Origin of the sequence: Sphingomonas sp. CCH15-F11, assembly GCF_001557005.1 — a bacterium.
Classification (GTDB): Bacteria; Pseudomonadota; Alphaproteobacteria; order Sphingomonadales; family Sphingomonadaceae; genus Sphingomonas.
This window is the reverse complement of record NZ_LSKG01000150.1, coordinates 1-26055: the sequence shown is the minus strand read 5'-3', so window position 1 is coordinate 26055 and position 26055 is coordinate 1. Positions and strand designations below refer to the sequence as shown.

The following is a 26055-nucleotide window of genomic DNA, read 5'->3' as shown; positions in this document are numbered from 1 at the left end:
CCGTGATCCTGGGCATCAGCCATGAAGCGGCCCGTCATCCGCCCGATCCCGTAGAGCGCGAGCAGCTTGCCCGCCGCTTCATGGCTGATGCCCAGGATCACGGGTTCGGACAGGAAATTGATGAGCAGGCTGAGGATCGAGATTTCCGCGCCGACATAGAGGAAGATCGCGGCCGAGCCCGCCAGCGACCAGCGGTCGCCGATCGCCGCGGTCGGGGGGGCCGACCCCCGGGGCGATGCGGCGGCACCGTCGATGATCCGCCGGCTCAGCCAGGCGCCGAGGATCAGGCCGGCGACGACGATCCCGAGCGCGCCGAACAGCGTCTCGATCTTGGCCAGCGACGCGGCGCGGCCGCCCCCGGTGTCGCCGCCCGCCGCGAACATGCCGCCTTCGAGCAGGATGAGCGCGCCGATATAGGGCCCGGCGATCGAGCCCATCGAGTTGAACGCCTGAACCAGCGTCAGCCGGAAATGCGACCGTTCGGGCGCACCGAGCCCGGCGACCAGGGGATTGGCCGCGACCTGGAGCAGGGTGACGCCGCTGGCGATCACGAACAGCGCCGCCAGCACCGCGGGATAGCTGTCGCCACGGCTGGCCAGCGCCATGCCGACGCAGCCCGCGAGCATCGCCGACAGCGCCACCGCGATCGCCGCGGCGTAGCCGATGCGCGCCAGCAGCGCCGCCGCCGGCAGCGAGATCAGCGCATAGGCGATGAAGAAGGCGAACTGGGTGGTGACCGCCTCGAGATAGGTCAGATCGAAGATCGACCGGACCGACGGGATGAGCGTGTCGACCGTCGACGTCGCGAAGCCCCAGATGAAGAACAGCGTGGCCACCAGCGCAAACGCCAAGGCGACCATGCCCTGCCCCCGCGACATCATGGTCAGAGCGCGCCGACCATCGGCATCCAGTCCGGCCGCTTCGGATCGACGTGGAAGCGGGCGTAATAGTCGCCGACCTGTTCGTAATAGCGCTCGTAATGCGCCATCTTGTCCTCATCGAGCGTGACGCCCAGGCCCGGACCGGTGGGCACGCGGATCGCGCCGTTCGCATACCGCATCGGCCCGCCCTCGATGATGTCGTCGGTCAGGTAATGATAATGCGCATCGCCGGCGAAGCGCATTTCGGGGATGGTCGACGCGGTATGGATCATCGCCGCCAGCTCGATGCCGAACTCCGCGCCCGAATGCATCGCGACGCCGAGGTTGAAGGTCCGGCACACCGCCGCCAGCTCCTTCACGCCGCGTGGCCCCTCCCAATAATGGATGTCGGTCAGCACGATATCGACCGCGCCCAGCCGGATCGCCGGACCCAGATCGTCGAACTTGGCGGGATACATGTTGGTGGCGATCGGCATGCGCACCGCGCGGCGCACGGCGGCATTGCCCTCCAGCCCCCAGGCGGGGTCCTCGAAATACTCGATGCCAAGGGGTTCGAGCCGTTGGCCGATGCGCGTCGCGGTCGCCACCGACCAGACGCCGTTCGGGTCGATCCGCAGGCCGAAATCGGGGCCGAGCCGTTCGCGGCACAGCTCGAGCACGCGCGCTTCCTCACCGGGGTCCATCACGCCGGCCTTGAGCTTCATCGCGCGCACGCCCAGCGTCTCGGCCAGTTCCTCGCAGTGATCGGCAAGGTCCTCGGCACGCGTGTCGTCGCCGCCGCCCGGCCGGTCATAGCGCCAGAACAGATAGGCGATGAAGGGAACGGCGTCGCGGACCGATCCGCCGAGCAGGTCGGACAGCGGCCGCCCCAGCACCTTGCCCTGAATGTCGAGGCAGGCCATCTCGATCGCCGCATAAAGCCGGGCGTTCGACATGTAATAGATGTTGCGCAGCACCTTGAGCTTGATCGTTTCCAGCTGGAACGGGTCCATGCCGATGATGCGCGGCGCGAGCTTGGTCAGCGCGCCGCGCTGGTCGCCGCCGCCAACCTCGCCCAGGCCCACCACGCCCTCGTCGGTGAAGATTTCGAGGATGGTCCGCATCAGGTAACCGGGGTGGACGCCGGTGTTGTGGCGGAGCATGCAATTCATCGGAATCGCCACGCAACGGACGCGGATGTCGGTGATCTTCATACAAGGTTCCTGTCGGTCAGAAGCTCATCAGGCCGTCGACGAAGATCGTCTGGCCGTTGATATAGGCCCCGGCGTCGCCGGCGAGCATCAACGCGGCGCCGGTCATGTCGTCGGGCGTGCCGAACCGCCCCGCCGGAATGGCGGCAAGGACACGGTCGGCATATGCGCGATCGGCGAGCACCGACGCGGTTCGCGGCGTCAGCGTCGCACCGGGCGCGATGATGTTGGCGGTGATCCCGTCGCCCGCGACCTGCCGCGCGATGTTGCGGACGGCATTGGCGAGCGCAGCCTTGCTGGCGGCATAGGCCAGCATGTCGGGATGCGGCTTCACCTGCTGGACGCTGCCGATCGCGATGATCCGGCCCCAGCCGCGCGCAGCCATGGCCGGCAACACTCCGGTCATCAGCTCGACGCCCGCCCAGAGGTTGATCGCCATCTGGCGCTCCGCCTCGACACGGTCGAACGCGACCAGCGGCCGGCGCATTTCGGCCGAGGCGCAATGTACCAGCAAGTCGGGATCGCCCAGCACCGCACGCGTCTGGTTGAGCAGCCCGATGGCCGCGCCCGGATCGGCGAGATCGGCGGCGAGGATCGGGACGCCGGACAAGCGCGCCGCGGCGGCGTCGCACGCGGCGGGATCGTCAAGGCCGTGAATCGCGACCCGCCACCCCGCGCCAACCAGCGCCGCGGCGATTGCCAGGCCAATGCCTTGGGTCCCCCCGGTAACCAGGGCGGCCCGGCATTCTGCACCCCCGCTCAATACCCTCTCCTCATGAATTATGCTCTTAGCTTGTCAAAAGAGAATTTGAGCGTCAACTATTCATATACGAAAGCATGGCGTTAGTATCACATATCCGATATGTTGGTGCGGAACAAGCACTGGAGTTGGGCAGGATGACAATCGAGGCGATCGCGATGGACAGGCGCGCGATGATGGCGCTGATGGGCGGGGGACTGGCCGGCGGGGGGCTGGTCGCGCCCGGCATCGCGGCCGCGCCGGAAAGCACATCACCCGAAGCCTGGACGCGCCTGTGGAGCGACCCTGAGGTCGAGCGACGGATCGCCGACGGCATCCGGGCCAACCGGATGGGCAACATCCGGCTGCAGTTGCGCGATCGTGCCGGGAGACCTGTCCAGGGGCGGGTCCGGGTCAGGCAGACGCGCCACCACTTCAACTTCGGGGCGAACGGCTTCATGGTCGGCGGCTTTGCCGACCCTGCGCGCAATGCAGCGTGGGAAGCGGCCTTTGCCCGGCTGTTCAACATCGTCACGGTGCCCTTTTACTGGCGCGATTTCGAACCGACGCCGGGAGCGTACCGCATCGACGAGACAAGCGCCCCCCTGTATCGCCGCCCGCCGGCCGAGCGGGTGCTGGCATTCGCCGAACGCTGGGGCCTGCGCACCAAGGGGCACGTCCTGGTGTGGAACCAGCCCGACCTGTCGATCCCGGCCTATTGGCCGCGCGACGACGCCGAGCGGATTGCGCTTATCGAACGGCGGGCACGGATGCTCGCCGATCGCTTCGGCGGCCGGATCGGCGTGTGGGACGTCGTCAACGAGGTGCTGCACAGCAGCCGGCGCTTCCCGGCCGATGCGATGCCGCCCGACTATCCGGCGATCGCGCTCGATGCGGCCGACACGGCATTTCCCGACGATACGACGCTGCTGGTCAACGAAGCGACGCCCGAGGCATGGGACGAGATCGGTGGCGATGGCACGCCCTATTATCTGTTGCTGCGCAGCCTGATCGCGCGCGGCAAGCGGGTCGACGCGGTCGGGCTGCAGATGCATTACTTCGCCGAAGCCGAGGTTGCCGACAGCCTGGCGGGGAAGCTGCGCACGCCGCGCCAGCTCTTTGCCGCGCTCGACCTCTATGCGCGGCTCGAGCGGCCGCTGCATGTCACGGAGATCACCATTCCCACCCTGCCGCAGTTCGGCGGGGCCGAAATGCAGGCGGCGTGGACGCGCAATCTGTATCGCCTGTGGTTCTCGCATCCGAAGGTCGAGGCGATCACGTGGTGGAACCTGGCAGACGGCACCGCCTATGCCGGCGAGGACCGCTGGAACGGCGGGCTGCTCGAAAAGGACAGCCTGCGGCCGAAGCCCGCCTATCTGGCGCTCGACCGGCTGATCAACACCGAATGGAAAAGCGACGTGCGCGCCACGACCGATGCCGCCGGTCAGGCCGACATGCGGCTGTTCCACGGCGACTACCGGATCGAGGTGGAGACGAACGCCGGCGGATGGGTCGATGCGCGCGCACTCGCGCCCGGAGAAGACGCCAACTGGCTCGTATCGCTGCCATGACCCCGCCTCCACCGGCGGGGGGGAGCAATGCCGCCGGACGACGCCCCGGGGGGGAGCCCCGGGGCCGCCGCATCAGAAATAGCCGCCGCGTGCGGTAATCTGTTCGACGCTATCGCCGTTCTCGACCCAGTCGAAAATCTGCTCCTCCGACCGGCGCAGTGCCTCCGAGCGTTCCAGCACGGCCACCGCCTGGGCACGGGGCACCACGACGACGCCATCGATATCGCCCAGCACGACATCGCCCGGCTTGATCAGCACGTCGCCGATCTTGATCGGGATCTGATAATGGGTGATCTGGCACCGGCCGAGCGACCCGTTGGGGCTGCGATAGCGGTAGAAGACCGGAAAATCCTTTTGCAGCACCTGGTGCGTGTCCCGGATGCCCCCGTCGACGCAGGCGGCCCGGACGCCCAGGCCGCTGGCGGTCGCAGTCATCACCCCGCCCCACAGGGTCGCGCGCTCGTCGCCCGACGAATCCCACAGGATGAACGCGTCCGGGGTCAGCGCCGACAGCATTTCGGTGCGGGTTTCCATCTCGCCAGTAATCTTGACGTTGGGCGCGCTCTTGACGGTGAACGCGATGCCGGCGACGGTCTTTTCGGGCCGCAAGGGAATGAGCGCGCCGGGCAACGCCTGGTCGAGCATGAGCATTTCGCGCAGCACGTCGCTGACCAGGCCGGTGTAAAGTTTCTCATACCGAGCCAGCAGTTCGGTCTGGTCGACCGAGAGCGGATCGGCGGACACCCCTTCGCGCTGTTCGATCAGCGCGTCGATGTCCATCATCGCCGCTTCGCGGCGCAACTGCTCACTCATATCCCCTCCGCAGAGAAATGTTCACCAATGGATTTGCGTGCTTGATGTTCCAGTAATGAACTGATGTCAATCGAGTTATAATGGTGACGGGGCAGCGGCTTGCTTGTCGGGTTCAGATGCTGAATATGCCGCGATCAGCGAAGGGCCTGAGCATGCTGAACGAGACCATGAACGCGGATGGAAGCGATCAAGACCGGGGAAAGTCCGTCCACCGCATTCCGGTCATCGACAAGATGCTGGATATTCTGGACCTGTTGCACGGGTCCGAAGAGGGGGAAAGCATCGGCGCGATCTGTGACGCGACGGGCGTACCGCGATCGACCGTATACCGCATTCTCAACACGCTTGCCGCCCGCGGCATCGTCGGCAAGCTCGCGGACGGGCGGTTTCGCCTCGGTTTTCGGCTGATCACGCTGGCCCAGGGCGTCCGGCGCGACATGAGCCGGGCGGACTTGCTGAAGGCGGCGCATCCGGTGCTTGCGGAACTCGCCGCGCAGACGGGCGAGACGTGCAAGCTCAGCGTCGTGAGCGATGATCGCGCCGAGGTCGTCGACGTTGTGCAAAGCAGCCGCGACATGGCGCCGACGTCGCGGGTCGGCAGCACCTTTGCCATGCACGCGGGTGCGGCCTCGAAGCTGCTGCTCGCCTTTGCGCCGCCGGCACTGGTCGAGCGCGTCCTTTCGGGCGAGCTCGAGCGCTTCACCGCAGCGACCATGGCCGATCCCGCGGTCATCCGCGCGGCGCTCGCGGAAATCCGGGCGGAAGGCATCAGCCGCGACCGCGGGGAATGGAATGCGGCCGTCCACGCGCTGGCAGCCCCGGTATTCGGGTTCGACGGCACGGCGATCGCCGCAATCAGCGTGACCTATTTCGCGCAGCCCGACAGCATGGCGCAGGAGCGGCGAATCATGCCCTTGCTGATCGCCGCGTCCCAGAATCTGTCGAAATCACTCGGAGCAATCTGAACTTTGTCGGCCATGTTCAAATAGGAATGAATAAGGGCTTGAGGTCCAAAACAGAACCGCATATGACTTCCACCCATATTGGAACGATCGGTGAGATTCGGCGTAAGCCGGACCGCCGCGATAGGGGAGGAAAATATGCGAACGGTCCGTACGCGCCTGATTCGACTCGCGCCCAGCATGCTGGCGATGTCGACGGCAAGCCTGTTCTGGTCGGCATCGGCAGCCGCGCAGGATACACCCGACCAGACCAATGAGGCACCGCCCGCGGAATCCGACGACATCGTCGTCACCGGCATCCGCGCCAGCATCGCCGATGCGCTGAACACCAAGCGCAACGCCGCCAACATCCTGGACAGCATCTCCGCCCAGGATATCGGCAAGCTGCCCGACCAGAACGTGTCCGAAACGCTGAGCCGCATTCCGGGCGTCCAGATCACCCGGCTGGAGGGCGAGGGATCGCGGATCAACGTGCGCGGCATCGACCTGAACCGCACGCTCCTGAACGGCCGCAACTTCATCGGCGCGTCGTCGAACGGCGACCCCAATCTGAACGACTTTCCGTCAGAAATCCTGGCGTCGGTCGACGTGATCAAATCACCGTCGGCGGATATCATCGAGGGCTGGCTGGGTGCGGCGATCAATCTCAAGACCCGCCGCCCGCTCGACCTGAAGGACATGCTGTTCGCCGGGCGGATCAACGGATCCTATGGCGACCAGTCGGAGCGGTTCGGTGCCAAGGGCGCGCTGGCGGTCGGTGGCCAGCTGCTCGACGGGCGGCTGGGCGTGCTGGTCAGCACCACCGGGTCGGTGTTCAACGGCCGCACCTATGGGCTGTTCACCCGCGGCTATTCCCAGGTCAACGGCCTGACCGCCACCGGTCCGGGCGCGAGCGCACCGCGGCTGTTCCGCCCGAACCGGATCGAGACCTATGATCTGCGCTACCAGATGGAGCGGTTCGGCCTCAACGGCACCGTCCAGTTCCGGCCGATCGATTCGCTGACCTTCACCTATGACGGCTTCTATTCGCGGTCGGAAACCGACCGCACGCGCAACGCCAACCAGATCCTGTTCACCAATAACCTGACCAATGTCGTCGCGCTCGCCGACGGCACGATCGACCAGGCGACGGTGAACGGCGTGACGATCCGCCCGATCATCTTCAGCGGCCCCAGCCTGACCGAAACCAACGCGCACCAGCTGAACGTCAATTTCGAATCTGGTCCGCTGACGCTGAACGTCAACGGCAGCATCTCGCTCGGCGACGCCGATGGCGCGAACGACGGCACGTCGGGCAGCGCCAACTATTATGCCGGCAACGACTTCGTCGTCGTGCTGCGCCAGGCCGCGGGCCAGACCGCGAGCGTCACCTATGACTGGTCGACCGCCGACGCGCCGATGCCCAACTACAACATCTCGTCGAACTTTGACGTTACCAACCCGCGCAACTTCGAGGGCTTCACCGTCGTCGACAATAATTACCTGACGACCAACCGCGGGCGCGATGTCGATTTCGACGCCACCTATGAAGTCGACTGGGGCTTCATCAAATCGTTCAAGGTCGGCGGACGCTACGAGCGCCAGACGCTCGAGCAGCGCGTCGTCGGCCGGACGCATACCCCGGCGGAGCTGGCGGCGGGCGACCCGACGCCGGGCGACACGCTGCGCGGCAACGAAATTGCGGGCCTCGCCTATAACGGCCAGTCCAACACGCTGTTCGAGGGATATGACGGCGCTTTTCCCCGCACGATCCTGGTCGGCAGCTTCGACATCAACGCCTTTGTCGCGCGCTTCGGCCGCAACCGCACCGCCCAGGACCTGGCGCTCGAGCAGCAGACGCTGTTCGACGTCGAGCAGGATACCTATGCCGGCTTCGCGATGACGACGTTCGGCGGCGAGATCGCGGGGATCGAGCTCAACGGCAATGCCGGCGTCCGCTATGTCCGCAGCGAGCGGTTGTCGCGGGGGTTCAGCCTGGTCAACGCGACGACCACCCTGCCGGTGGAGCAGGGCGCGACCTTCAACAACTGGCTCCCCTCGGCCAACCTGTCGGCCCGGTTCACGCCTGACTTCCAGGTCCGCCTTGCCGCCGCGAAGGTGATCGCCCGCCCGCCGCTGTCGCTCACCGGCGTGGGCATTTCGTTCAACCCGACATCGAACACCGGCAGCGCGGGCAACCCGCTGCTCGATCCCTATGCCGCGACGCAGTACGACCTGTCGGCGGAATGGTATTTCGCCAAGGCCAGCCTGTTGTCGGTCGCGCTGTTCAAGAAGGACGTGTCCGCCTTTACCCGCACCATCCAGGTCGAGGAGGATCATCCGGAGATCATCGCGCCGGGCACGACCAACTCGCTCTACATCATCAGCCGGCCCGCCAACGGCAGCGACGGCAAGATCGAGGGCGTGGAGTTCAACTATTTCCACGCCTTCACCTTCCTGCCCGCGCCGCTCGACGGGCTCGGGCTCAACCTCAGCTACACCTATGCCAACGGCTCGACCCCCAATATCGACGAGTTCAGCGGCGAACGGCTGTCGTTGCCCAACCTGTCGAAGCACAGCTACAATCTCGTCGGCTATTACGAACGCGACGGGGTCAACCTGCGTGTCGCCTATAATTATCGCAGCAAGTTCCTGTCCGTGCAGCAATCGGCATCGCAGGGGGGCAGCGTGTTCCAGAACGATTACGGCCAGCTCGACGCCTCGGCCTCGTACAAGATCTCGCCCAACTTCACGCTGACGGTCGACGCGATCAACCTGACCCGATCGACCCGCACCCTGTTCATCGGCACCGAGAACAGGCTGGCGACGGCATGGCGCGACGACCGGCGCTTCTATTTCGGCGCATCCTTCAACTTCTGACCTCTCTCCCACTTTGAGTCCGCTTCGGCGGGCTCTTTTTTTACAGGAGTTCACGATGAAGCACGCGCATTCGCTCGGCGCCGTTGTCGGCGGGACCTGCCTCCTGGCGCTCGGTGCGCTCGCGTTTACGGCGAGCGCACCGTCGGGCACGCTCACCAGTCCGCAGCCGGAGGCCGCCGCTCAGCTGGCACTGCCGACCTTCGCAAACCAGGTCACTTCGCTCATCCGGTCGGCGCTCTATCCCGACAGCTGGCTGCCGGTGGGCGAAGGCGGCAGCAAGGACGCGGCCGGCCGCTTCCTCCAGGACTTTTCCTATGCGGGCTACGCCAATGGCGACAAGCCGATCCCGACGGGCTTCGGCAACAACCGCATGGTCAACGCGGTCACGCAATATGGCGCTGACAACACATATAACGCGACGACCAACCCCAATTCGGCCGACGCCACCAACGCGATCCAGGCCGCGATCAACGCGATCTGCACCCAGGGTGGCGGCACCGTCTTCCTGCCGGCGGGCACCTATCGCATCCGGCCGCAGGGGACGAACACCGCCGCGCTGAACCTGAATTGCAACAACCTGATCCTGCGCGGCGCGGTCGATGCCCAGGGCAGGCCGGCGACGTTCCTGTTCAACGACCTGGCCAATATGCGCGCGCGGCGGGTCATCTTCGTCGGCACGGTCGACGACCGGTTCATCTGGTACACGTCGCAGGTGTCTACCCCGACGCCAGTGACCCAGGCGGTGACCGATCCGACGCGGATCATCACCGTCGGCAGCACCAGCGCCTTTCAGGTCGGCGCGCCGATCGTCATCCGCACCGACACGACCGAGGCGTTCAAGGCGCAGCATGGCATGACCGCGGGCATCAACGGTTGCACCGCCAATGGCTGCTGGTGGGACGGATCGGGCCAGGGCCTGCTCTATTACCGCACGGTACAGGCGATCCTGTCGGGCAACCGCATCCGCCTCGACGCGCCGATCCGCTACCTGCTCAATCCCGATCCCAGCACGGGCAACAACCCGCGCGCCTACCGCACGACGCCGGCCACTTATAATGTCGGGATCGAGAACATCGCGATCGGAATGCGGGAAAATCCCAATCCGGGCCTGACCGATTCGGTGATCAACACGCCCGGCACCGCCGCGTACGAGACGAGCGGCGCGCAGGCGATCCGCTTCGCCGGGGCCAAGGACAGCTGGGTCCGCAACGTCCACAGTTTCCGGCCCGCGGTGAACACCCAGAATTTCCACCTGTCCTCGATCGGCATCGCGCTGTCTGCGTCGACGCGGGGCATCTCGGTGCTCAACAGCTCGATGTCTTTCCCGCAGAACCGCCTGGGCGGTGGCAACGGCTATCTGATGGTCGTTGCCGGTCAGGATCACCTGATCCGCGACAGCGTGACCGAAGGCGGCCGGCACAATTTCCAGATCACCGACATGAGCGCGTCGGGCAACGTCATCCTGGGCGGCAGCACGATCAATTCGGAGGGCACCAACGACTTCCACGTCGCCCTGTCGCACGCCAACCTGATCGACGGCGTGACTACGATCGGCAATAGCTGGCAGACGATCAACCGCGGCTCGACGAGCAACGGCGCGGGCATCACCGGCACCCAGAATGTGTTCTGGAACGTGATCAAGGGCGACACCGCCAGCGGTATCTTCATCCAGTCGGAGCAGTTCGCGTGGGGCTACATCATCGGCACGCGGGGCAACACCGCGTCGGTCGATGTGGGGGGGCCGACAATTTCGGCACCTTCGGACTGGGTGGAGGCGCTCAACAACGGCGTCAACCTGACCCCCACCTCGCTCTACCTCGACCAAAAGGCAAAGCGTGACGCCAATCCGAACTACTGAACCCCTGCCATTGGCAAGCCGTCACCTATCGGATATCTTAAGTCTGATACCGGCGTGCACAAAGCACGTGCGGGCACTGGGAGAGGCGAGATGGCAAGACGATATGTGGCGTTGGTGTTAGGCGGGCTGGCGCTGGCCGGCGCGGCGCTGGCGAGTAGCAGTGGGTGGCTCGGAACAGCGACAACCTCCGCGGGTGCCGTGCGGCTGCCGGCGACCGGAGACGGGCTTTCGGCCCTGTCGACGGTCGCCGCCCAGTCGGCCAGCACCGTTCGCAGCGTGCTCTATCCCGCCAACTGGCTTCCGCTCTATGAGGGCGGGAACAAGGATTCGTCCGGCCGTTTCCTTCAGGACTTCTCATACGCCGGCTATGCGATGGGCGACGCGCCGATCCCGACCAGCTTCAACAACGGCCATCAGGTGAACGTCGTCACCCAGTTCGGGGCCGACAATAGCTATAGCGCGAACAGCAACCCCAATGCTGCCGACGCCACAACCCCGATCCAGAACGCGATCAATGCGGTCTGCGCGGCGGGCGGGGGCGTCGTGTTCCTGCCCGGCGGCGGCTATCGCATCCGCCCGGTCGGCACCGCGCCCTATGCGCTGCGGCTGCCGTGCAGCAACGTGATCCTGCGCGGCCAGACCAACGCATCCGGCACGCCCCAGGCCTACGTCTTCAACGACGATCCGGTGATGCGCGCCAAGCGCATGATCGATATGGGGCCGACCGACAATCGCGACATCTGGTTCACCGACCAGGCGACGACGCCCGTCGCGGTCACCAGCGCGACCAACGATCCGACGCGCACGATCACCGTCGCATCGACCGCGGGGCTGGCGGTCGGCCAGTCGATCATCGTGCGGACCGATCTGACCCCGGCGTTCCGCGATCTGCACGGCATGGGACCAAACCAGAACGGCTGCAACGCCAATGGTTGCTGGGGATCGGCGAACTGGGCGCAGGGCCAGGTGGCGATGCGGCGGATCGAGGCGATCCTGCCCGGCAACCAGCTGCGCCTCGACATCCCGGTGCGCTACATCCTCAATCCCGATGCGACGACCGGCAACAACCCGCGCATCTACCGGACCGGCACGGTATCGACCAATGTCGGGATCGAGAACCTGTATCTCGCGATGCGCGAGAACACCCAGCCCGGCCTGACCGATGCGGACATCAACACCCGCGGCACCGCCGCCTATGAAACGAGCAACGCGGTGATGATCCGGGTGACCGGGGTGATGGACGGGTGGATCCGCAATGTCCGCACGTTCAAGCCGCAGGCGAACGCAACCTATCACATCCAGTCGCTGGGCATCGCGATCACGCGGTCGGCGCGCGGCATTTCGGTGCTCGACTGCTCGATTTCGTTTCCACAGAACCGGCTGGGCAGCGGCAACGGCTATCTGTTCTTTGTGTCGGCGCAGGAGAACCTGATCCGCAACGCCTATGCCGAGGGCGGGCGGCACAATTTCCAGATGTCTGACCTGACCGCATCGGGCAACGTGCTCCTGGGCGGCGCGTCGATCAACCCGGTTTCGGTTTCGGACTATCACGGCAGCCTGGCGCACGCCAATCTGGTCGACGGCATGCGCATCGTCGGTCCGGGCTGGGAAAGCCAGAACCGCGGCACCACCAGCAACGGCGGGGGCGTGACGGGAACCCAGAATGTCTTCTGGAACCTGATCAAGGACGATTTGGGGACGAACGTGTTCGTGCGTTCTCACCAGTTCGGGTTCGGCTATGTCATCGGGACGCGGGGCAATACGGCCAGCCTCAACCTGAACGGCGCGGCGTTCCTCGCCCCGGCCGACTTTGCCGAGCTGATCAACCAGGGCGCCACGCTCGAGCCGCAGTCGCTGTATCTCGACCAGAAGGCGCGACGCGACGCCAGCCCCAGTTACTGAACGACGAAGGAGTAAGCGGAAATGAACCGGCGAGACATTTTGACGGGTGCAATGGCCTTGCCGGTCGTTCCGGGGATCATCGCCGGGACGGCGCGCGCCGCGCCCGGCGATGACCATGGGCTGTTCTTTCACGGCATGAACTATGGCTATCTGGCCAAGCAGGGCTATTTCCGCGCCAAGGGCGCGACCGATGTCGATGCGATGGCCGATATCGGGGTCAAGTGGGTGTCGCTGATCGTCATGCTGATGCAGGACACGATCGGCAGCCTGCGGATGTACCGCGATTTCACCTACACCGCCGACGACCTCGAGCTCGCCGCCGTGATCGACCGCTTCCACAAGCGCGGGATCAAGGTGCTGCTCAAGCCGCTGCTCGACATTCAGGACAGCAGCTGGCGCGGGCGGATCAATTTCCCGCCCCTCGACGACCAGCAGATCCTGGGGCGGACCAACAACTACTGGCCGACCTGGTTCGCCAGCATGAACGAGGCGATGCTCTACTATGCGCGCATGGCGACGATGCTGGATGTCGAGGCGTTCGCAGTCGGTGCCGAGCTGGTCGGCACCTATCCGCAGACCGACCTGTGGCGACAGACCGTGGCCAAGGTGCGCGACGTCTATCGCGGGCCGCTGTGCGTCGCGGCGCATCAGGATTCGATGAAGGATCCGGCGGTGCAGGCATGGATGCGCGAGGTCGATTATGTCGGCCTGAGCTTCTACCCCGACCTGCCCGAGCCCGAATCGCCGACGCCGGACGACGTGGTCCGCGTCCTGTCTCCGCTGCGGGCGCAGTATCGCGAAATCGCGACCGCGATCGGCAAGCCGCTGTTCTGGTCGGAGGCCGGCATCCGGTCGGTCAAGGGCGGGATGAAGTCGACGGGCCAGTATCGCAACGCCGCCCCCTATGACGGCATGGTCCAGGCCAATTATCTGGAGGGCATGTTCCGCACCTTCTGGAACGAGCCGTGGTGGGCGGGTTGCCAGCTGTGGAAATGGGACGAGCAGCAGCAGCGCCCGCATTACGCCCAACCCGGCGGCGACACGGGTTTCACCGTGCAGGGCAAACCCGCGGAAGCCGTCATTCGGCGCTGGTCGACGGTCGGTCGCGCACGCTGAGCCCATCCGCTCGGCATCCTGCATCCTCCACCGCCTGCTCCGGCTTGAATGCCAATAACATATCCGATATGTGATTGGTAATATGCGCGAGGGGAGTGAAAATGACAGGCGTGCGGGATGACGGGCAATCGATGGATGTAGCGGCGGTCGAGGACCTGCGTGTCCGCTATACCCGGCTTTACGGTGGCGCGATCTATGATGTGCTCGACGAAATGGGGTATCCCAACCAGGTGCTAGCGACCGACCTGGTGCCGATCGAGCCCGGATCGGTGGTCGTCGGCCCCGCCTTCACCATCCAGGGCGTGTCCGACCCGATGGGCGACGAAGAGCTGAGCCAGCGCCGCATCCGGCTGTTCAGCGAGATGCGTTACCCGTGCGTCGACGTGCGCGACTGCGGCTTCGACGTCCGGGTCGCCCATTATGGCGAGATGAACGCGACGCTTGGCGTGAAGCACGGCGCGGTGGGCGCGATCGTCGACGGCGGCGTCCGCGATGTCCGCCTGCTCCGCGAAATGGGGTTCCCGGTCTTCGCGCGCTATCGTTCGCCGGTCGAGGCGAAGAAGCGGTGGTCCTATTATCGCTGGCAGGTGCCGATCACGCTGCGCGGGGCGATGAGCGCGACGGTGACCGTGCATCCGGGCGATTTCATGTTCGCCGATCAGGACGGCGTCCTTGCGATCCCGAAGGCCCTGACCGTCGCAGTGCTGGAAGCTGCCGAACGTCTGGCGGGACTGGAGAATTCGGCGCGGACCGAATTCGCGGAAAATCCGGATACCGAGGCGGTATACCAGAAATACGGACGCCTCTAGCGCCCCGATCGTTCCGCCATGATCGCCTCGATCACGGGGCGGGTGGCGGCGAAATGATCGCGCATCGCCGCTTCGGCCGCCGCCGGGTCGCGCGCGGCGATCGCGGTTGCGACGGCGCGGTGACGTTCGACCGTCCGGTCGTCGCGCACCTTGATCTGGGCATGCAGCGTCGAGATCACCTCGCGCATCGAATCCGACAGCGCGTTGATCATGAACGCGATCAGCGAATTGTGCGACGCGCGCGCGATCAGCTGATGAAATTCGAGGTCGAGCGCCACCCACCGGTCATGGTCGGCCAGCGCACCCTCCATCTGCGCCAGCACCTGCTTGAGCCGGTCGATCTCCTCATCGGTGATGTACTCCGCTGCGCGCACCGCGGCATGGGTTTCGATCGCGCGACGCAGGTCGACCGCCTCGTTCAGCCCGTCGGGATTGATGTGCATCGCAAAGCGCAGCATCTGACGCACGGGTTCGGGTGCCAGCTCGCCGATCGTGCTGGCCTTGCCCTGGCGGATCTCGACGATGCCGAGCGCCGCGAGCTTGCGCACCGCTTCGCGAACCACGGGCTTGCTGACCCCCATCGCGCGACAGATGTCGCCTTCCGAAGGCAGGGTGTCGCCCGGCATCATCGCGCCCGCGATGATCTGCTGGGTCAGGCGCTGGGCGACAATGTCGGACAGAAGCGCTTTGTCCGGATTGATCCGTTCCATTTCAAGCATTTTTGGCCTCGCCCACGTCATCGGTCGCCCATCTCACATATGAGATAAGAATCCGACAGGGCAAGCATTGACCGACGACAGGCTTTAACATATCAGATAGGTTATAAGCATAATCGTCGGGGAGAGGATTGATGATGAGAGGTTGGGTTCGTGTTGCCATGGGCCTGATGGCGAGCTCGGCGCTGTGGCAGATGCCCGCGCTGGCGCAGGATGCGCCCCCGGCCGAGCCGGCGGCCCAGCCGGAAACGCAGGACGAGATCGTCGTGGTCGGGCTGCGCCGCTCGATCGCCGAGGCGATCGAGACCAAACGCAATGCCGTCGCGATCGTCGATTCGATTTCCGCCCAGGATATCGGCAAGCTGCCCGACCAGAATGTCGTCGAAACGCTGAGCCGCATTCCCGGCGTGCAGATCACCCGCCGCAACGGCGAGGGCCAGAATTTCACCATTCGCGGCATCTCGCTCAACACCGTCCTCGTCAACGACCGGCCCTTTGTCGGGCCGACGCCGGACAGCTCGGCCGCGCTCGACGTGCTGAGCCCCGACATCATCGCCGCGATCGACGTGTTCAAATCGCCGACCGCCGACCAGATCGAGGGTGGCCTGGGCGGCACCGTCAATCTGCGCACCAAAAGGCCGCTCGACCTGCCCGCCGGCACCTTCGCGCTGCGCGCCCAGGGGCAATATGCCGACATCGCCGAGAAATACGGCTTTCGCGGGTCGGCGCTGGCGTCGACCCGGCTGTTCGACGACCGGGTCGGCGTGCTGTTCAACGTTGCGTTCCAGAAGATCTACAACGAGCAGCAGACGCAGGAGCTGTCCAACTATGTGCTGACCGGCGGCGTCGACGGCAATGGCGACGGCGTCAACGATCCCGGGCTGTACCGCCCGGCCCGGTTCGCGATGATCCGCCTGCCGCGCCGTGCCGATCGCCTGACGATCGGCGGCGCGGTGCAGTATCGCCCGGTCGAAACGCTCGAGGTGAACATCGAGGGCACGTACAACCAGTTCGACGCGTTCGCCGGCGCGCAGCGGTTCCAGACGCTGCTGAACGATAACGACGTCGGTGCCCGCGTGGGGACGGGCAACACGGTCACTTCCGGCCGGTTCGCCGGCATCATCCAGCGGCCGCTGATCTATTACGAACAGGACCGCTCCGAACTCTACGTACTGGGCGGCAACGTCACCTGGACGCCCGACAACTGGCGCATCTCGGCGGACGTTTCGCTGAGCTCGGGCACGTCGCCGGTCACCGGCAACAGCGCGACGCCGATCGTCGTCCCGCGCGCCGGGCGGACCGTCGACGTGACCTATGACCTGCTGTCGCCGACCGACGTGCCTTCCTATGCGCTGACCGGCAATTTCGACGTCAACGATCCGACCAACTACCAGCTGTCGGGCCTGGTCGACGGCTTCAACACCATCGACAACGATGCCAAGGCGGCGCGCGTCGACCTGGTGCGCGATATCGGCGCAGGGCTGCTCAAGGCGGTGGCGGTCGGCTATCGCTATGAGGATCGCGGCTTCAACACCGAGCGATTTGATGCGCCGCTGACGCTCGCCGGCGCGGTCGCCATCGCCGACACCAATCGCGACGGCATCGTCACCGCCAACGAGATTCCCGGACTTCGCTACACCGGGCTCGGCGACACCAACCTGCTCGAGGGGCTGAGCGGGCTGTTCCCGAACAACTTCCTGGGCGGGTCGGTCGACCTGGCGGCGCTGCGCGCCGGGTTCGGCTATACGCCGCAGCGTTCGGTGGGCCAGAGCAACAATGTCCAGCAGCGCACCCATGCCCTGTATGGCCGCGTTGACCTGGACGGCACGCTGTTCGGCATCGACATTCGCGGCAATGCAGGCGTCCGCTGGATCAGCACCAACCGCGAGGCGCTGGGCTTCACCGCCAACCAGGGCGGCTTCCTGCCGATCCGGTACGACCGCAGCTATGACGAGTTCCTGCCGAGCGCGACGCTGATCTTCGAGTTGCGCGATGACCTCCTGCTCCGCGTCGCGGGCGCGCGCGTGCTCGCCACGCCGCCGCTCAGCGACCTGGCGCCCGGGGTCAACATCAACATCGTCAACCTGACCGGGACGGGGGGCAATCCGCTGCTCAACCCGTATCAGGCCGACCAGGCGGACGTGTCGCTCGAATGGTATTTCGGGCGCGCCAACCTGCTCGCGGTCACCGCCTTTACCAAGAGCGTCAAGTCCTTCACCTCGCTGGTTTCGACGGTCGAGACGATCGACGGGTTCATCAACGCCAACGGCACCGGCAACACGTTTCTGATCACCCGGCCCCAGAACGGCTCGGACGGGCGGGTACGCGGCGTCGAGTTCAACTATCAGCACCAGCTGAGCTTTCTGCCCGCGCCGTTCGACGGGCTGGGCGTGCAGGCCAATTATACCTATGCCAGCAGCCGGACGCCGATCGTCGACCCGCTGACCCAGCGCACCCTGCCGCTGCCGCTCTTGTCCAAGCACAGCTTCAGCCTGATCGGCTATTATGAAAAGGGCCCGGTCACCGCGCGCCTCGCCTATACCCAGCGCAGCGGCTACCTCCTCAACGTCCAGTCGGTGGCCGCCGGCGGCAGCCGCTATATCGATGACCAGAACCAGCTCGATGGATCGTTCCAGTTCGACCTGCGCCGCGGCCTCCGGCTGACCTTCGATGCCCAGAACCTGCTGAAACGGCCTGAAATCCGTTACGACGGCATCGCGGCACGGCGGGTCACGACGATCCTCGACGATCGCCGCTACTTTCTGGGATTTGCCTTTAGTTTGTGATGCGATGCCCGGAATGAACTTCTGAGATTGATCTCAAATCGGAACTGTCATAACGATCCGTTCAAATAGAGCGGCATTCCGCCGCCGACAGGAGGCGAGGATGATGAAACGGATCGCGGCAATGCTGTGCCTGTTGCTGGCCGGACTGGGCATGAGCTGGTCCGGCGGCGCGAACGCCCAGATCAGCTATGGCGAGGTGCCGACCGACTATCTGCCCACCTTTGGCGGCTGGAACCCGCGTTCGACCTTCAGCAGCACCTATTGGACAGTGCGTGACGTCACCAACGCATCGCTGGTCGGTGCGGCGAATGTCATCGTCCCCAACGACGGCAGCGACGTCGCCGACCGGATCATGGCCATTGCCGCCTCCAGCCCCAACCCGATGGTGATCTATTTCCCCGCCGGCCAGTATGAACTGAAGAAGTCGGTGACGATCAGCCGGTCGAACATCGTCATCCGCGGTGCGGGCAAGGGGCTGACGACCTTCGTCATCTCCGCGCCCAGCAGTGCCAATGCCCAGTTCACGCTGTTGGGCGGCGGCTTTTCGACCGAAATCGGTACCATCACCAACGTGCCGATGCGCGGCGACGACTATATGATCGCCGCCGACGTGTCGGGCATCGCGGTGAACGACATCCTGCGCGTCTATGACAATTCGCGGTCGAACGGCTTTAGCGGCCACAACTGGCAACAGTTCCTGCGCGTTACCGCGATCGACCCGGCGACGCGCCGCGTCACCTTCGCCAGCCGGCTTGGGCTCAATTACAACGGCACCGCGACCGTTCCCGGCCAGCCGCGTTTCGTCAAAGTGAATATGATCCAGAATGTGGCGTTCGAGAATTTCACGATCACGCGGACCCGCAATGCCGCCGCGGGAACTCATAATCTGTTCATCCGCTACGCCTGGAACGCGCATGTCCGGGGCACGGAGGTCAAGAACCTTGTGTCCGGCGGGATTTCGCTTGGCTCCGTCTACAACGCGCTCGTCACCGACAACGACGTTCACAATTCGGTGGATCCGGTCGCCGGCTATGGGGACGGGGGCAAGGCCTATGGCATCAACGTCGGCGCCGTGTCGATCTGCGAGGTGTCGAACAACAAGCTGTGGAACCTGCGCCACCACATCATCCTGCACATCGGCACCAATTTCTGCGTCGTGGCATATAACAGCGCGGAGCCGGGCTATTTCGGCACCTCGGGCGACCTCGACATGCATGGCTATACCGCGCACAACAACCTGTATGAGGGCAACCAGGGCGCGGTGCTGATCTTTGACGGGCGGTCGGACACCGGGATGCTGGAGACGCAGGGCCTCTACAACACCATGTACCGCAACCAGCTGCGCCGGCCCGGGATCAACGGTGCAAACGGCATCGCGCTCCAGGGGCCGGCATCCTCCGGCAACTTCACGCATTTCGGGATCACCATTGTCGGCAACGACCAGATCGACACCAAGATCGATTACACCTCCACCGGATCGCAGGGTCCGTACAACGGTGCCAATATCGTGAAAAAGGTTGGCGCCAACCGGCTAGGCGAAACCGTCGTGACGCCCGATGTCGAAATCGATCCCAACGGCACCTTCCCGGCATCGCTCTATGCGCCGGGCAAGCCGGCTTATCTGGGGAGCAAGCCTTGGCCGCTGTTCGGTCCGGGCGTGGCCGACTGGGGCCGGAACAACACGCTGCCCGCGGCTGACCGGCCGCAGACCCCCTGAGCCGACACCACGACGCCATGGCCGGTCGCCCACGACGCGGCCAACCGCGGTGGCGCTGGATCCTGGCCGGCGTCGTCTTCTCCGGGCTGGTCGGCGCTGCGGTCTGGACAGGAAACGACTGGGGCGACGACGCGCCGGGCCGGGTGATTACCGGCCCGGCCGTCCCGCCACCCCCGCCGCCGGTCGTGCCGGACGCCGTGGTGCAGCCGCCGGCCGCGGTCGAGCCCCCTTCCCTGCCGCTGACTGAGCCGCCGCTGGCCGTCGATGCGCGCGTCGTGCTGCCGGGCGACGAACGCCTGGCCTTCGAGCTTGTCGCCATCACGCAGGCCGGCGACCCCGGCCGCATCCGCTATCGCCTGAACGGCGGCACGACGCGCGACGCCGGGCGCGGCGATCCGATCGGCGCGGGTTTCCGCGTGCTCGCCATCGACCCGGCGTCGGTTACGATCAGCAACGGGCGCGCCGGCTTTGAAGTGCGCCCGCCCGGCGTGACATTGACCCAGGAAGACAATGTCCCCGATGCTGGCGTGCCGTTCTGAACATGGCAGCCAGGGGGTAGTTCGACGCATGGTCCGACGCATTTGGGGGGAGCGGGTGCAAGGGGTTGCGCGCCGGATTGGCGGCCGTGTGGCGGCACTGCTGGTCGCGGCATTTGCATCGGCTTTGTGGTCGGCGACGGCGTCGGCCCGGATCAGCGTCGGCGATGACGGGCGCAGCTTTCGCCTCGATGGCGGCGGGGTCACCTATGCCTTCGGGGTGACGGGCGATGGCGCGGTCCAGCACATCTATTGGGGACCGGCGCTGCGCCGCGACGACCGGCTCGCGCCCCGGGCGCTGACCAACCTGTCCGGGCTCGATCCGGTCAACTCGATCGCGCCGCTCGAGTTTCCCGCCTGGGGCGGGCGTCTGTACACCGAACCGGCGGTGAAGATCGCCTGGCCCGACGGGGTGCGCGATCTGGTCCTGCGCTATCACGCGCACCGGGTGGAGGGCGGCCGGCTGATCGTCGAACTGCGCGACATCGATCGCCCGGTCAGTGTCAGCCTGTCCTACGGGATCGATGAGGACACGGGCATCGTGACCCGATCCGCCAGCCTGCGCAACGCGGGGCGGACGCCGCTGCGTGTCGACCAGTTCGCCGCCGCCGCCTGGACGCTGCCGCAGGGCGACGATTACCGGCTCCATTCGCTGTCGGGCCGCTGGGGCGCCGAATGGCAGCGTCAGCTGCGCGCGGTGAGCGGCGGCACGACCGTGCTGGAAAGCCGCCGGGGGGTGACGAGCAACCAGGCCAATCCCTGGTTCGCGATCGACCGCGCGGGGTCGGCGAGCGAGAGCGGCGGGCCCGTATGGTTCGGCGCGTTGGCGTGGAGCGGGTCGTGGCGCATCAGCGTGGACCGCAACGCGATGGGCGACGTGCGCGTCGTCGGCGGATTCAACCCGTTCGATTTCGGGTACCGGCTCCAGCCCGGCGAGACCCTGGCCTCGCCCGACTTTCATGGCGGCTATTCGGCGGACGGCATGGGCGGCGCCTCGCGGCTGCTGCACCGGTTCCAGCGCCGCCATGTCCTGCCCGGCGGGCCGGACGCGCGGCCCCGCCCGGTCCTCTACAACAGCTGGGAAGCCACCCAGTTCGCAGTGTCCGCCGACCAGCAGATCGCGCTCGCCGAGCGCGCCGCCCGGCTGGGGGTCGAGCGGTTCGTGATGGACGATGGCTGGTTCGGCGCGCGCAACAGCGACAAGGCGGGGCTGGGCGACTGGGTCGTCAACCCGGCCAAGTTTCCGGCCGGCCTCGACCCGCTGATCGCGCGGGTCCGGGCGCTGGGGATGGATTTCGGCCTGTGGGTCGAACCCGAAATGGTCAACCCCGACAGCGACCTGTATCGCGCGCATCCCGACTGGGTCATCGCCATGCCCGGACGGCCGCGCACCGAATCGCGCAACCAGCTGATCCTCAACCTGGCGCGCGCGGATGTGCGCCAGCACCTGCTCGATGCGATCGACGCGCTGGTCAGTCGGCACGACATCGCGTTCCTCAAATGGGACCATAATCGCCACTGGTCCGAGCCGGGCTGGATCGGCGCCCCGCCCGAAGACCAGCAGCGGCTGTATGTCGACTATGTTCACGGCCTCTACTGGATCCTGGCCGAGCTGAAGCGGCGGCACCCCAAGCTCGAGATCGAAAGCTGTGCGGGCGGCGGCGGGCGGGTCGACCTGGGCATCCTGCGCTTTGCCGACGGGGTGTGGCCGTCGGACAATACCGACCCGTTCGACCGCCTGTTCATCCAGGACGGCTTTACCCAGGCCTATGCCCCCCAGATCATGACCGCCTGGGTGACCGAAAGTCCGCACTGGGCCAACGACCGCCGCACCAGCCTAGCGTTCCGGTTCCTGTCCGCGATGCAGGGCGCGCTCGGCATCGGCGTCGACCTGCGCAAATGGACGGAAGCGGAAGCGGCCGAGGCGGCGAAGTGGGTCGCCGCCTATAAGGGCGTGCGCGCGACCATCCAGCACGGCGACCTGTTCCGCCTGGAGCGCCCCGCCCCCGAAAGCACGCGGTCCGCCGTCGCCTATCGCAGCGCGGACGGCAAACAGATGGTCGTGCTCGCCTATCTCCATCGCAGTTCCAGGCTGGAGCCGCTGGCGAACGTGCGCGCCGCCGGCCTGGTACCGGACCGGCTTTACCGGCTCAGCCGGCTCGGCGCGGATGCCGGCACCGCGGCGACGGTGCGGAGCGGCGCCTATTGGATGAACATCGGCTGGGAAGGGCCGATGCGGGGGGACTATGTCGCTCAGGGCTGGGTGCTCGACCAGATCGCGGACAGCACCGACGCGACCGGCCGTGCCGCGCCCTGACGCCCGGCCGCCCCGGAAATCACGCACATCAGCGCCGGATATCAAAAACCCCGCCGTCTCTTGCCGAGAAAGCGGGGTTTTCGATGGTGGGCGTGGCAAGGATTGAACTTGCGACCCCTGCGATGTCAACACAGTGCTCTACCACTGAGCTACACGCCCGCCGGGGAGTGAGGCCCATAACGGGCCGCGTGCGCGCTGGCAAGACGCTTGGCGCGATTCGGTGCGACGGCGCCGCCACGCCGCGGTCGTGCGCCAGACACGTTTTCAGCTTTGCGAAATCGGTGCCGGTAAAGCGCCTGGCTCAGCCTGGCTGAAACAGCCCCTAGTTGCGCGACGGAATGCTCTCGCGTTCGAACATCCGGTCGACCTCCATCACCAGGTCGCGCAGGTGGAACGGCTTGGACAGGACGCGCGCCTGCGGCAGCGTCTGGCCCGCGCGCAGCGTTACCGCGGCAAAGCCGGTGATGAACATGACACGCATCGCCGGCACGATTTCCGACGCGCGCTGGGCGAGTTCGATCCCGTCCATTTCGGGCATGACGATGTCGGTGAGCAGCAGGTCGAACGGCTCGCTTTCGATCAGCGGCAGCGCGGCGGTGCCGCGGTCGACCGCGGTCACCGCATAGCCCGAGCGTTCGAGCGCCCGCGTCAGATATTCGCGCATGGCGGTATCGTCTTCCGCCAGCAAGATTCGGATCATCGTCAACCTCCGCGACCGCACCGTCTATGCGGCAACCGGTAAAGATTTTCCAGACGCGCCCGATTGTCGGTCGACGGACCAGTCCCTATTCCGGACCAGTGGCCAGTCCAGCGGCGATTCCCTCGTTCGATATCATCGGTCCGGCGGAGCCGGCGACCCCGGTCATCGTGTCGGTGCCCCATGCCGGGCGCGATTACCCCCCGGCGCTGACCGCGGCGCTGCGCGTGCCCGTCGACGCCATCCGCGCGCTGGAGGACCGGCATGTCGACGCCGTCGCGCGCGCCGCGCGCGGTACGGAAACGATGCTGATCCAGCGCAGGCCGCGCGCGTGGATCGACCTGAACCGTGCCGAGCGCGACCGTGATCCCCGCGTCGAGGCCGGCGGCGCGAGCGCGCTTGCAATGCTGTCGGCCAAGGCGAAGAGCGGGCTGGGGCTGATCCCGCGCCGGGTGAGCCCGGTCGGCGACATCTGGAAATGGCCGATCGAGGCCGAGGATGTCCGCGACCGGATCGCGCGCGACCATCGACCCTATCACGCGATGCTGACGCGGCTGCTGGCCGCGGCGCGGGCGCGGTTCGGCGTCGCGGTGCTGATCGACCTCCATTCCATGCCGCCGCTCGCGCCGCCGCATCACCTGACCCGGCTGGTCATCGGCGACCGGTTCGGCACGTCGGCGGGCGCGCGCATCGTCGCGCAGGTGGAGGGTGCGGCGGCCGGCCATGGCATGCGCGCGGCGCTCAACGCGCCCTATGCCGGCGGGCACATCCTGGACCGGCACGGCGATCCCGCACGCGGCATCCACGCGATCCAGATCGAGCTCGACCGGCGGCTGTATCTCGATCCCGCGCTCGACCGCCCCGACCCCGAGGGTGTCGCGGCCAGCGCGCGGCTGGTCCGCCGGCTGATCGACGCGATCGGCGACGCGATCACCGTCCTGCCCGCCGCCGCCGAGTAGCGGGCGCGCCGCACATAAAAAACCACCTCGTGCACGAAGCACGAGGTGGCCAAGGTTCAGGGAGGAGACACATCCGAGGATGTGCCGCACGGGCCCGCGAAAGGGGGGAACGCGGGCGCGCCGTGCCTGATCTACATAAGGAAGACGTCCCGCGCTTTCAAGCGGCGGGCTGTCGAAAATCGCAAGAAGGCAACAACCCGCCGGGCTGTGCCTTCCCGCAAATCACATTCCGGCTCAGGCGTTTACGGTGATTCCGGGCACTTTGCCCTGCCGCGCCTGGCGCTCGAACAGGTCGCGCATCAGCCCCATCGAGAACAGATGGGCATGGATGAGCGGCAGCATCCCGTTCTGGACGATCTTGCGCAGCTGGTCGCCGCGCAGCTCGGCCAGCTTCTTTTCGTCGACCATCTGGAAGCCGCGATAGATGAACGGCTGGGGTGCGCCGTCCGGCTGGATCGAGATTTCGCCGTCGATCAGCAGCTTGAGGTCGCGCAGCTCCTTCATGAACAACGCGGTGCGCTGGCCGGCCTGTTCGAACTGCTCGTTGAACTGCAGGATGCCCTTGGTCAGCTCGCTCGGCTCGCCATCGACGAACAGCGGCTCGCCGTCGTCGAACGATCCGATCGTGTCCGACGTCGGATCGAAGCACAGCGACAATTCGTCGCTGTCGGGGCGCAGCCGGGCGAGGAGATAGGGGTAACGGCGGATATAGGCCGGGATGTACAGCCCGTCGTCGAGCAGCTTGCCGGTCTCGTCGAAAAAGACGTTGACCCCCTCGTTAAGGCCCATCAGGCCGAGCGGAACGCCGTCGTCACCGATCGAGAACACGATCGGCATCCGGCGCTGGACCATCGGGAATTCCTCGACCGTGACCGGCACCGCGTGCGCATTGACCAGGAACGGCGCCAGCCGCGCCGCGCGCACGCGGTAATCGGCGTGCGACTGGCTCGAAAGCGGTTCGAGCTGGTTGTAGAACAAGGGAAGCTGCTGCTGCGGCGCGCTGGCCATCATCGTCTCCTGATTTGGGGAAATTTGCAGCGCGTCTATGGCGTCGCATCGCCGGGCGCAAGCGCGACGAGCTTGCCCGGATTGAACAGGCCGAGCGGGTCGAGCGCCCGCTTGATCGCGGTCAGCGCCGCGATGCGCCCGGGCGGGGCCAGCCGGGCGAGTTCGTCGCGCTTCATCTGGCCGATGCCGTGTTCGGCGGAAATCGTGCCGCCCGCCGCCGTCACCAGATCATGGACGAAGGCGGTGATGACCGGCGCGTCGTCGCGATACCAGGCGGCGGCATCGACGCCGGCCGGGGCGCGGACGTGGAAATGGACATTGCCGTCGCCCAGATGACCAAAGGCGGTCGCATGCGTGCCGGGAAAGCGCCCCTCGGCCGCGCGCGCGGCGTCGATCATGAAACCGGGCATCGCATCGACCGCGACCGCGATGTCGTGCTGGACGGCCGGGCCGGCGCGGCGTTCGGCGTCGGACAGCGAATCGCGCAGCCGCCAGAACGCGTCCGCCTGCGCCTCGCTCGCCGCGATGACGGCGTCGTCCACCATGCCCTCGGCGATCGCGGCGGCGAGCATTGGTTCGAGCAGCGCGGCCGGGCCGTCGGGCGGCGCGCCGGCGGGGG

At 66.3% G+C, this 26055-nt stretch carries 20 protein-coding genes and 1 tRNA gene; 12 read left to right on the top strand and 9 right to left on the bottom strand.

Features of this window, described 5'->3' with window-relative positions:
• The 3 genes from AX709_RS15520 to AX709_RS15510 form a co-directional block, all read right to left on the bottom strand.
• On the bottom strand, window positions 1-860 hold an 860-nt coding region (locus tag AX709_RS15520), incomplete at its 3' end, for an MFS transporter (RefSeq protein WP_156454294.1).
• A gap of 23 nt (window positions 861-883) precedes the next feature.
• Window positions 884-2074, bottom strand: coding sequence for an enolase C-terminal domain-like protein (locus AX709_RS15515; protein WP_066550655.1), 1191 nt, complete (start codon window positions 2072-2074; stop codon window positions 884-886).
• Between the two features lie 16 nt (window positions 2075-2090).
• On the bottom strand, window positions 2091-2834 hold the full coding sequence (locus tag AX709_RS15510) for an SDR family NAD(P)-dependent oxidoreductase (RefSeq protein ID WP_066550652.1): 744 nt from the start codon (window positions 2832-2834) through the stop codon (window positions 2091-2093).
• Between the two features lie 134 nt (window positions 2835-2968).
• On the opposite strand from AX709_RS15510, the gene AX709_RS15505 reads away from it, so the two are divergent.
• Window positions 2969-4381: an endo-1,4-beta-xylanase gene (locus AX709_RS15505; protein ID WP_066550650.1), complete on the top strand. Its 1413-nt coding sequence runs from the start codon at window positions 2969-2971 to the stop codon at window positions 4379-4381.
• 72 nt (window positions 4382-4453) lie between these two features.
• Here the strand turns inward: AX709_RS15505 and AX709_RS15500 are convergent, their stop codons facing one another.
• Window positions 4454-5194: an RraA family protein gene (locus AX709_RS15500; protein WP_066477180.1), complete on the bottom strand. Its 741-nt coding sequence runs from the start codon at window positions 5192-5194 to the stop codon at window positions 4454-4456.
• A gap of 152 nt (window positions 5195-5346) precedes the next feature.
• Here AX709_RS15500 and AX709_RS15495 point away from each other — a divergent pair, with 152 nt between their 5' ends.
• From AX709_RS15495 to AX709_RS15470, 6 genes are all read left to right on the top strand, one after another.
• Window positions 5347-6159, top strand: a complete 813-nt coding sequence (locus AX709_RS15495; protein WP_197419090.1) for an IclR family transcriptional regulator — start codon at window positions 5347-5349, stop codon at window positions 6157-6159.
• Between the two features lie 186 nt (window positions 6160-6345).
• Entirely contained in the window at window positions 6346-9015 is a 2670-nt protein-coding gene (locus tag AX709_RS15490; RefSeq protein ID WP_197417090.1) for a TonB-dependent receptor, read from the top strand.
• A gap of 55 nt (window positions 9016-9070) precedes the next feature.
• Entirely contained in the window at window positions 9071-10873 is a 1803-nt protein-coding gene (locus AX709_RS15485; RefSeq protein ID WP_066550647.1) for a glycosyl hydrolase family 28-related protein, read from the top strand.
• Between the two features lie 90 nt (window positions 10874-10963).
• On the top strand, window positions 10964-12775 hold the full coding sequence (locus AX709_RS15480; protein ID WP_156454293.1) for a hypothetical protein: 1812 nt from the start codon (window positions 10964-10966) through the stop codon (window positions 12773-12775).
• Window positions 12776-12796: 21 nt separating this feature from the next.
• A complete protein-coding gene (locus AX709_RS15475) occupies window positions 12797-13891 on the top strand; it encodes a glycoside hydrolase family 113 (RefSeq protein ID WP_156454292.1) in 1095 nt (364 codons plus the stop codon).
• 101 nt (window positions 13892-13992) lie between these two features.
• A complete protein-coding gene (locus tag AX709_RS15470; protein WP_066477164.1) occupies window positions 13993-14700 on the top strand; it encodes an RraA family protein in 708 nt (235 codons plus the stop codon).
• Here AX709_RS15470 and AX709_RS15465 read toward each other — a convergent pair.
• On the bottom strand, window positions 14697-15410 hold the full coding sequence (locus tag AX709_RS15465) for a FadR/GntR family transcriptional regulator (protein ID WP_066550632.1): 714 nt from the start codon (window positions 15408-15410) through the stop codon (window positions 14697-14699). The genes AX709_RS15470 and AX709_RS15465 overlap by 4 nt on opposite strands.
• Window positions 15411-15550: 140 nt before the next feature.
• On the opposite strand from AX709_RS15465, the gene AX709_RS15460 reads away from it, so the two are divergent.
• From AX709_RS15460 to AX709_RS15445, 4 genes are all read left to right on the top strand, one after another.
• On the top strand, window positions 15551-18202 hold the full coding sequence (locus AX709_RS15460; RefSeq protein WP_082731812.1) for a TonB-dependent receptor: 2652 nt from the start codon (window positions 15551-15553) through the stop codon (window positions 18200-18202).
• Between the two features lie 100 nt (window positions 18203-18302).
• Window positions 18303-19919: a hypothetical protein gene (locus AX709_RS15455; RefSeq protein WP_066477156.1), complete on the top strand. Its 1617-nt coding sequence runs from the start codon at window positions 18303-18305 to the stop codon at window positions 19917-19919.
• Between the two features lie 17 nt (window positions 19920-19936).
• Window positions 19937-20458 (top strand): hypothetical protein, encoded by a 522-nt coding sequence (locus tag AX709_RS15450; RefSeq protein WP_066550627.1) that lies wholly within the window; start codon window positions 19937-19939, stop codon window positions 20456-20458.
• Window positions 20459-20546: 88 nt separating this feature from the next.
• Window positions 20547-22772, top strand: a complete 2226-nt coding sequence (locus AX709_RS15445) for an alpha-galactosidase (RefSeq protein ID WP_231727550.1) — start codon at window positions 20547-20549, stop codon at window positions 22770-22772.
• A gap of 84 nt (window positions 22773-22856) precedes the next feature.
• Here AX709_RS15445 and AX709_RS15440 read toward each other — a convergent pair.
• Both AX709_RS15440 and cpdR read right to left on the bottom strand, forming a co-directional pair.
• A tRNA-Val gene (locus AX709_RS15440) sits at window positions 22857-22931 on the bottom strand.
• Window positions 22932-23094: 163 nt separating this feature from the next.
• Window positions 23095-23472, bottom strand: coding sequence for a cell cycle two-component system response regulator CpdR (gene cpdR / locus AX709_RS15435; RefSeq protein WP_066550626.1), 378 nt, complete (start codon window positions 23470-23472; stop codon window positions 23095-23097).
• A 26-nt stretch (window positions 23473-23498) separates the two neighbouring features.
• On the opposite strand from cpdR, the gene AX709_RS15430 reads away from it, so the two are divergent.
• A complete protein-coding gene (locus AX709_RS15430) occupies window positions 23499-24428 on the top strand; it encodes an N-formylglutamate amidohydrolase (RefSeq protein ID WP_082731810.1) in 930 nt (309 codons plus the stop codon).
• Between the two features lie 234 nt (window positions 24429-24662).
• Here the strand turns inward: AX709_RS15430 and AX709_RS15425 are convergent, their stop codons facing one another.
• On the bottom strand, window positions 24663-25436 hold the full coding sequence (locus AX709_RS15425) for a SapC family protein (protein WP_066477337.1): 774 nt from the start codon (window positions 25434-25436) through the stop codon (window positions 24663-24665).
• Between the two features lie 35 nt (window positions 25437-25471).
• Window positions 25472-26055 (bottom strand): FAD-binding oxidoreductase (locus tag AX709_RS15420; RefSeq protein ID WP_331709723.1); only part of this gene is annotated, 584 nt, incomplete at its 5' end.

Coding starts and splice junctions, on each gene's coding strand:
- AX709_RS15505 (WP_066550650.1), top strand. CDS start 2,969: ATGACAATCGAGGCGATCGCGATGGACAGGCGCGCGATGATGGCGCTG.
- AX709_RS15465 (WP_066550632.1), bottom strand. CDS start 15,410: ATGGAACGGATCAATCCGGACAAAGCGCTTCTGTCCGACATTGTCGCC.
- AX709_RS15515 (WP_066550655.1), bottom strand. CDS start 2,074: ATGAAGATCACCGACATCCGCGTCCGTTGCGTGGCGATTCCGATGAAT.
- AX709_RS15460 (WP_082731812.1), top strand. CDS start 15,551: ATGATGAGAGGTTGGGTTCGTGTTGCCATGGGCCTGATGGCGAGCTCG.
- AX709_RS15495 (WP_197419090.1), top strand. CDS start 5,347: ATGCTGAACGAGACCATGAACGCGGATGGAAGCGATCAAGACCGGGGA.
- AX709_RS15430 (WP_082731810.1), top strand. CDS start 23,499: ATGCGGCAACCGGTAAAGATTTTCCAGACGCGCCCGATTGTCGGTCGA.
- AX709_RS15475 (WP_156454292.1), top strand. CDS start 12,797: ATGAACCGGCGAGACATTTTGACGGGTGCAATGGCCTTGCCGGTCGTT.
- AX709_RS15425 (WP_066477337.1), bottom strand. CDS start 25,436: ATGGCCAGCGCGCCGCAGCAGCAGCTTCCCTTGTTCTACAACCAGCTC.
- AX709_RS15490 (WP_197417090.1), top strand. CDS start 6,346: ATGTCGACGGCAAGCCTGTTCTGGTCGGCATCGGCAGCCGCGCAGGAT.
- AX709_RS15450 (WP_066550627.1), top strand. CDS start 19,937: ATGGCCGGTCGCCCACGACGCGGCCAACCGCGGTGGCGCTGGATCCTG.
- AX709_RS15500 (WP_066477180.1), bottom strand. CDS start 5,194: ATGAGTGAGCAGTTGCGCCGCGAAGCGGCGATGATGGACATCGACGCG.
- cpdR (WP_066550626.1), bottom strand. CDS start 23,472: ATGATCCGAATCTTGCTGGCGGAAGACGATACCGCCATGCGCGAATAT.
- AX709_RS15485 (WP_066550647.1), top strand. CDS start 9,071: ATGAAGCACGCGCATTCGCTCGGCGCCGTTGTCGGCGGGACCTGCCTC.
- AX709_RS15455 (WP_066477156.1), top strand. CDS start 18,303: ATGATGAAACGGATCGCGGCAATGCTGTGCCTGTTGCTGGCCGGACTG.
- AX709_RS15470 (WP_066477164.1), top strand. CDS start 13,993: ATGACAGGCGTGCGGGATGACGGGCAATCGATGGATGTAGCGGCGGTC.
- AX709_RS15480 (WP_156454293.1), top strand. CDS start 10,964: ATGGCAAGACGATATGTGGCGTTGGTGTTAGGCGGGCTGGCGCTGGCC.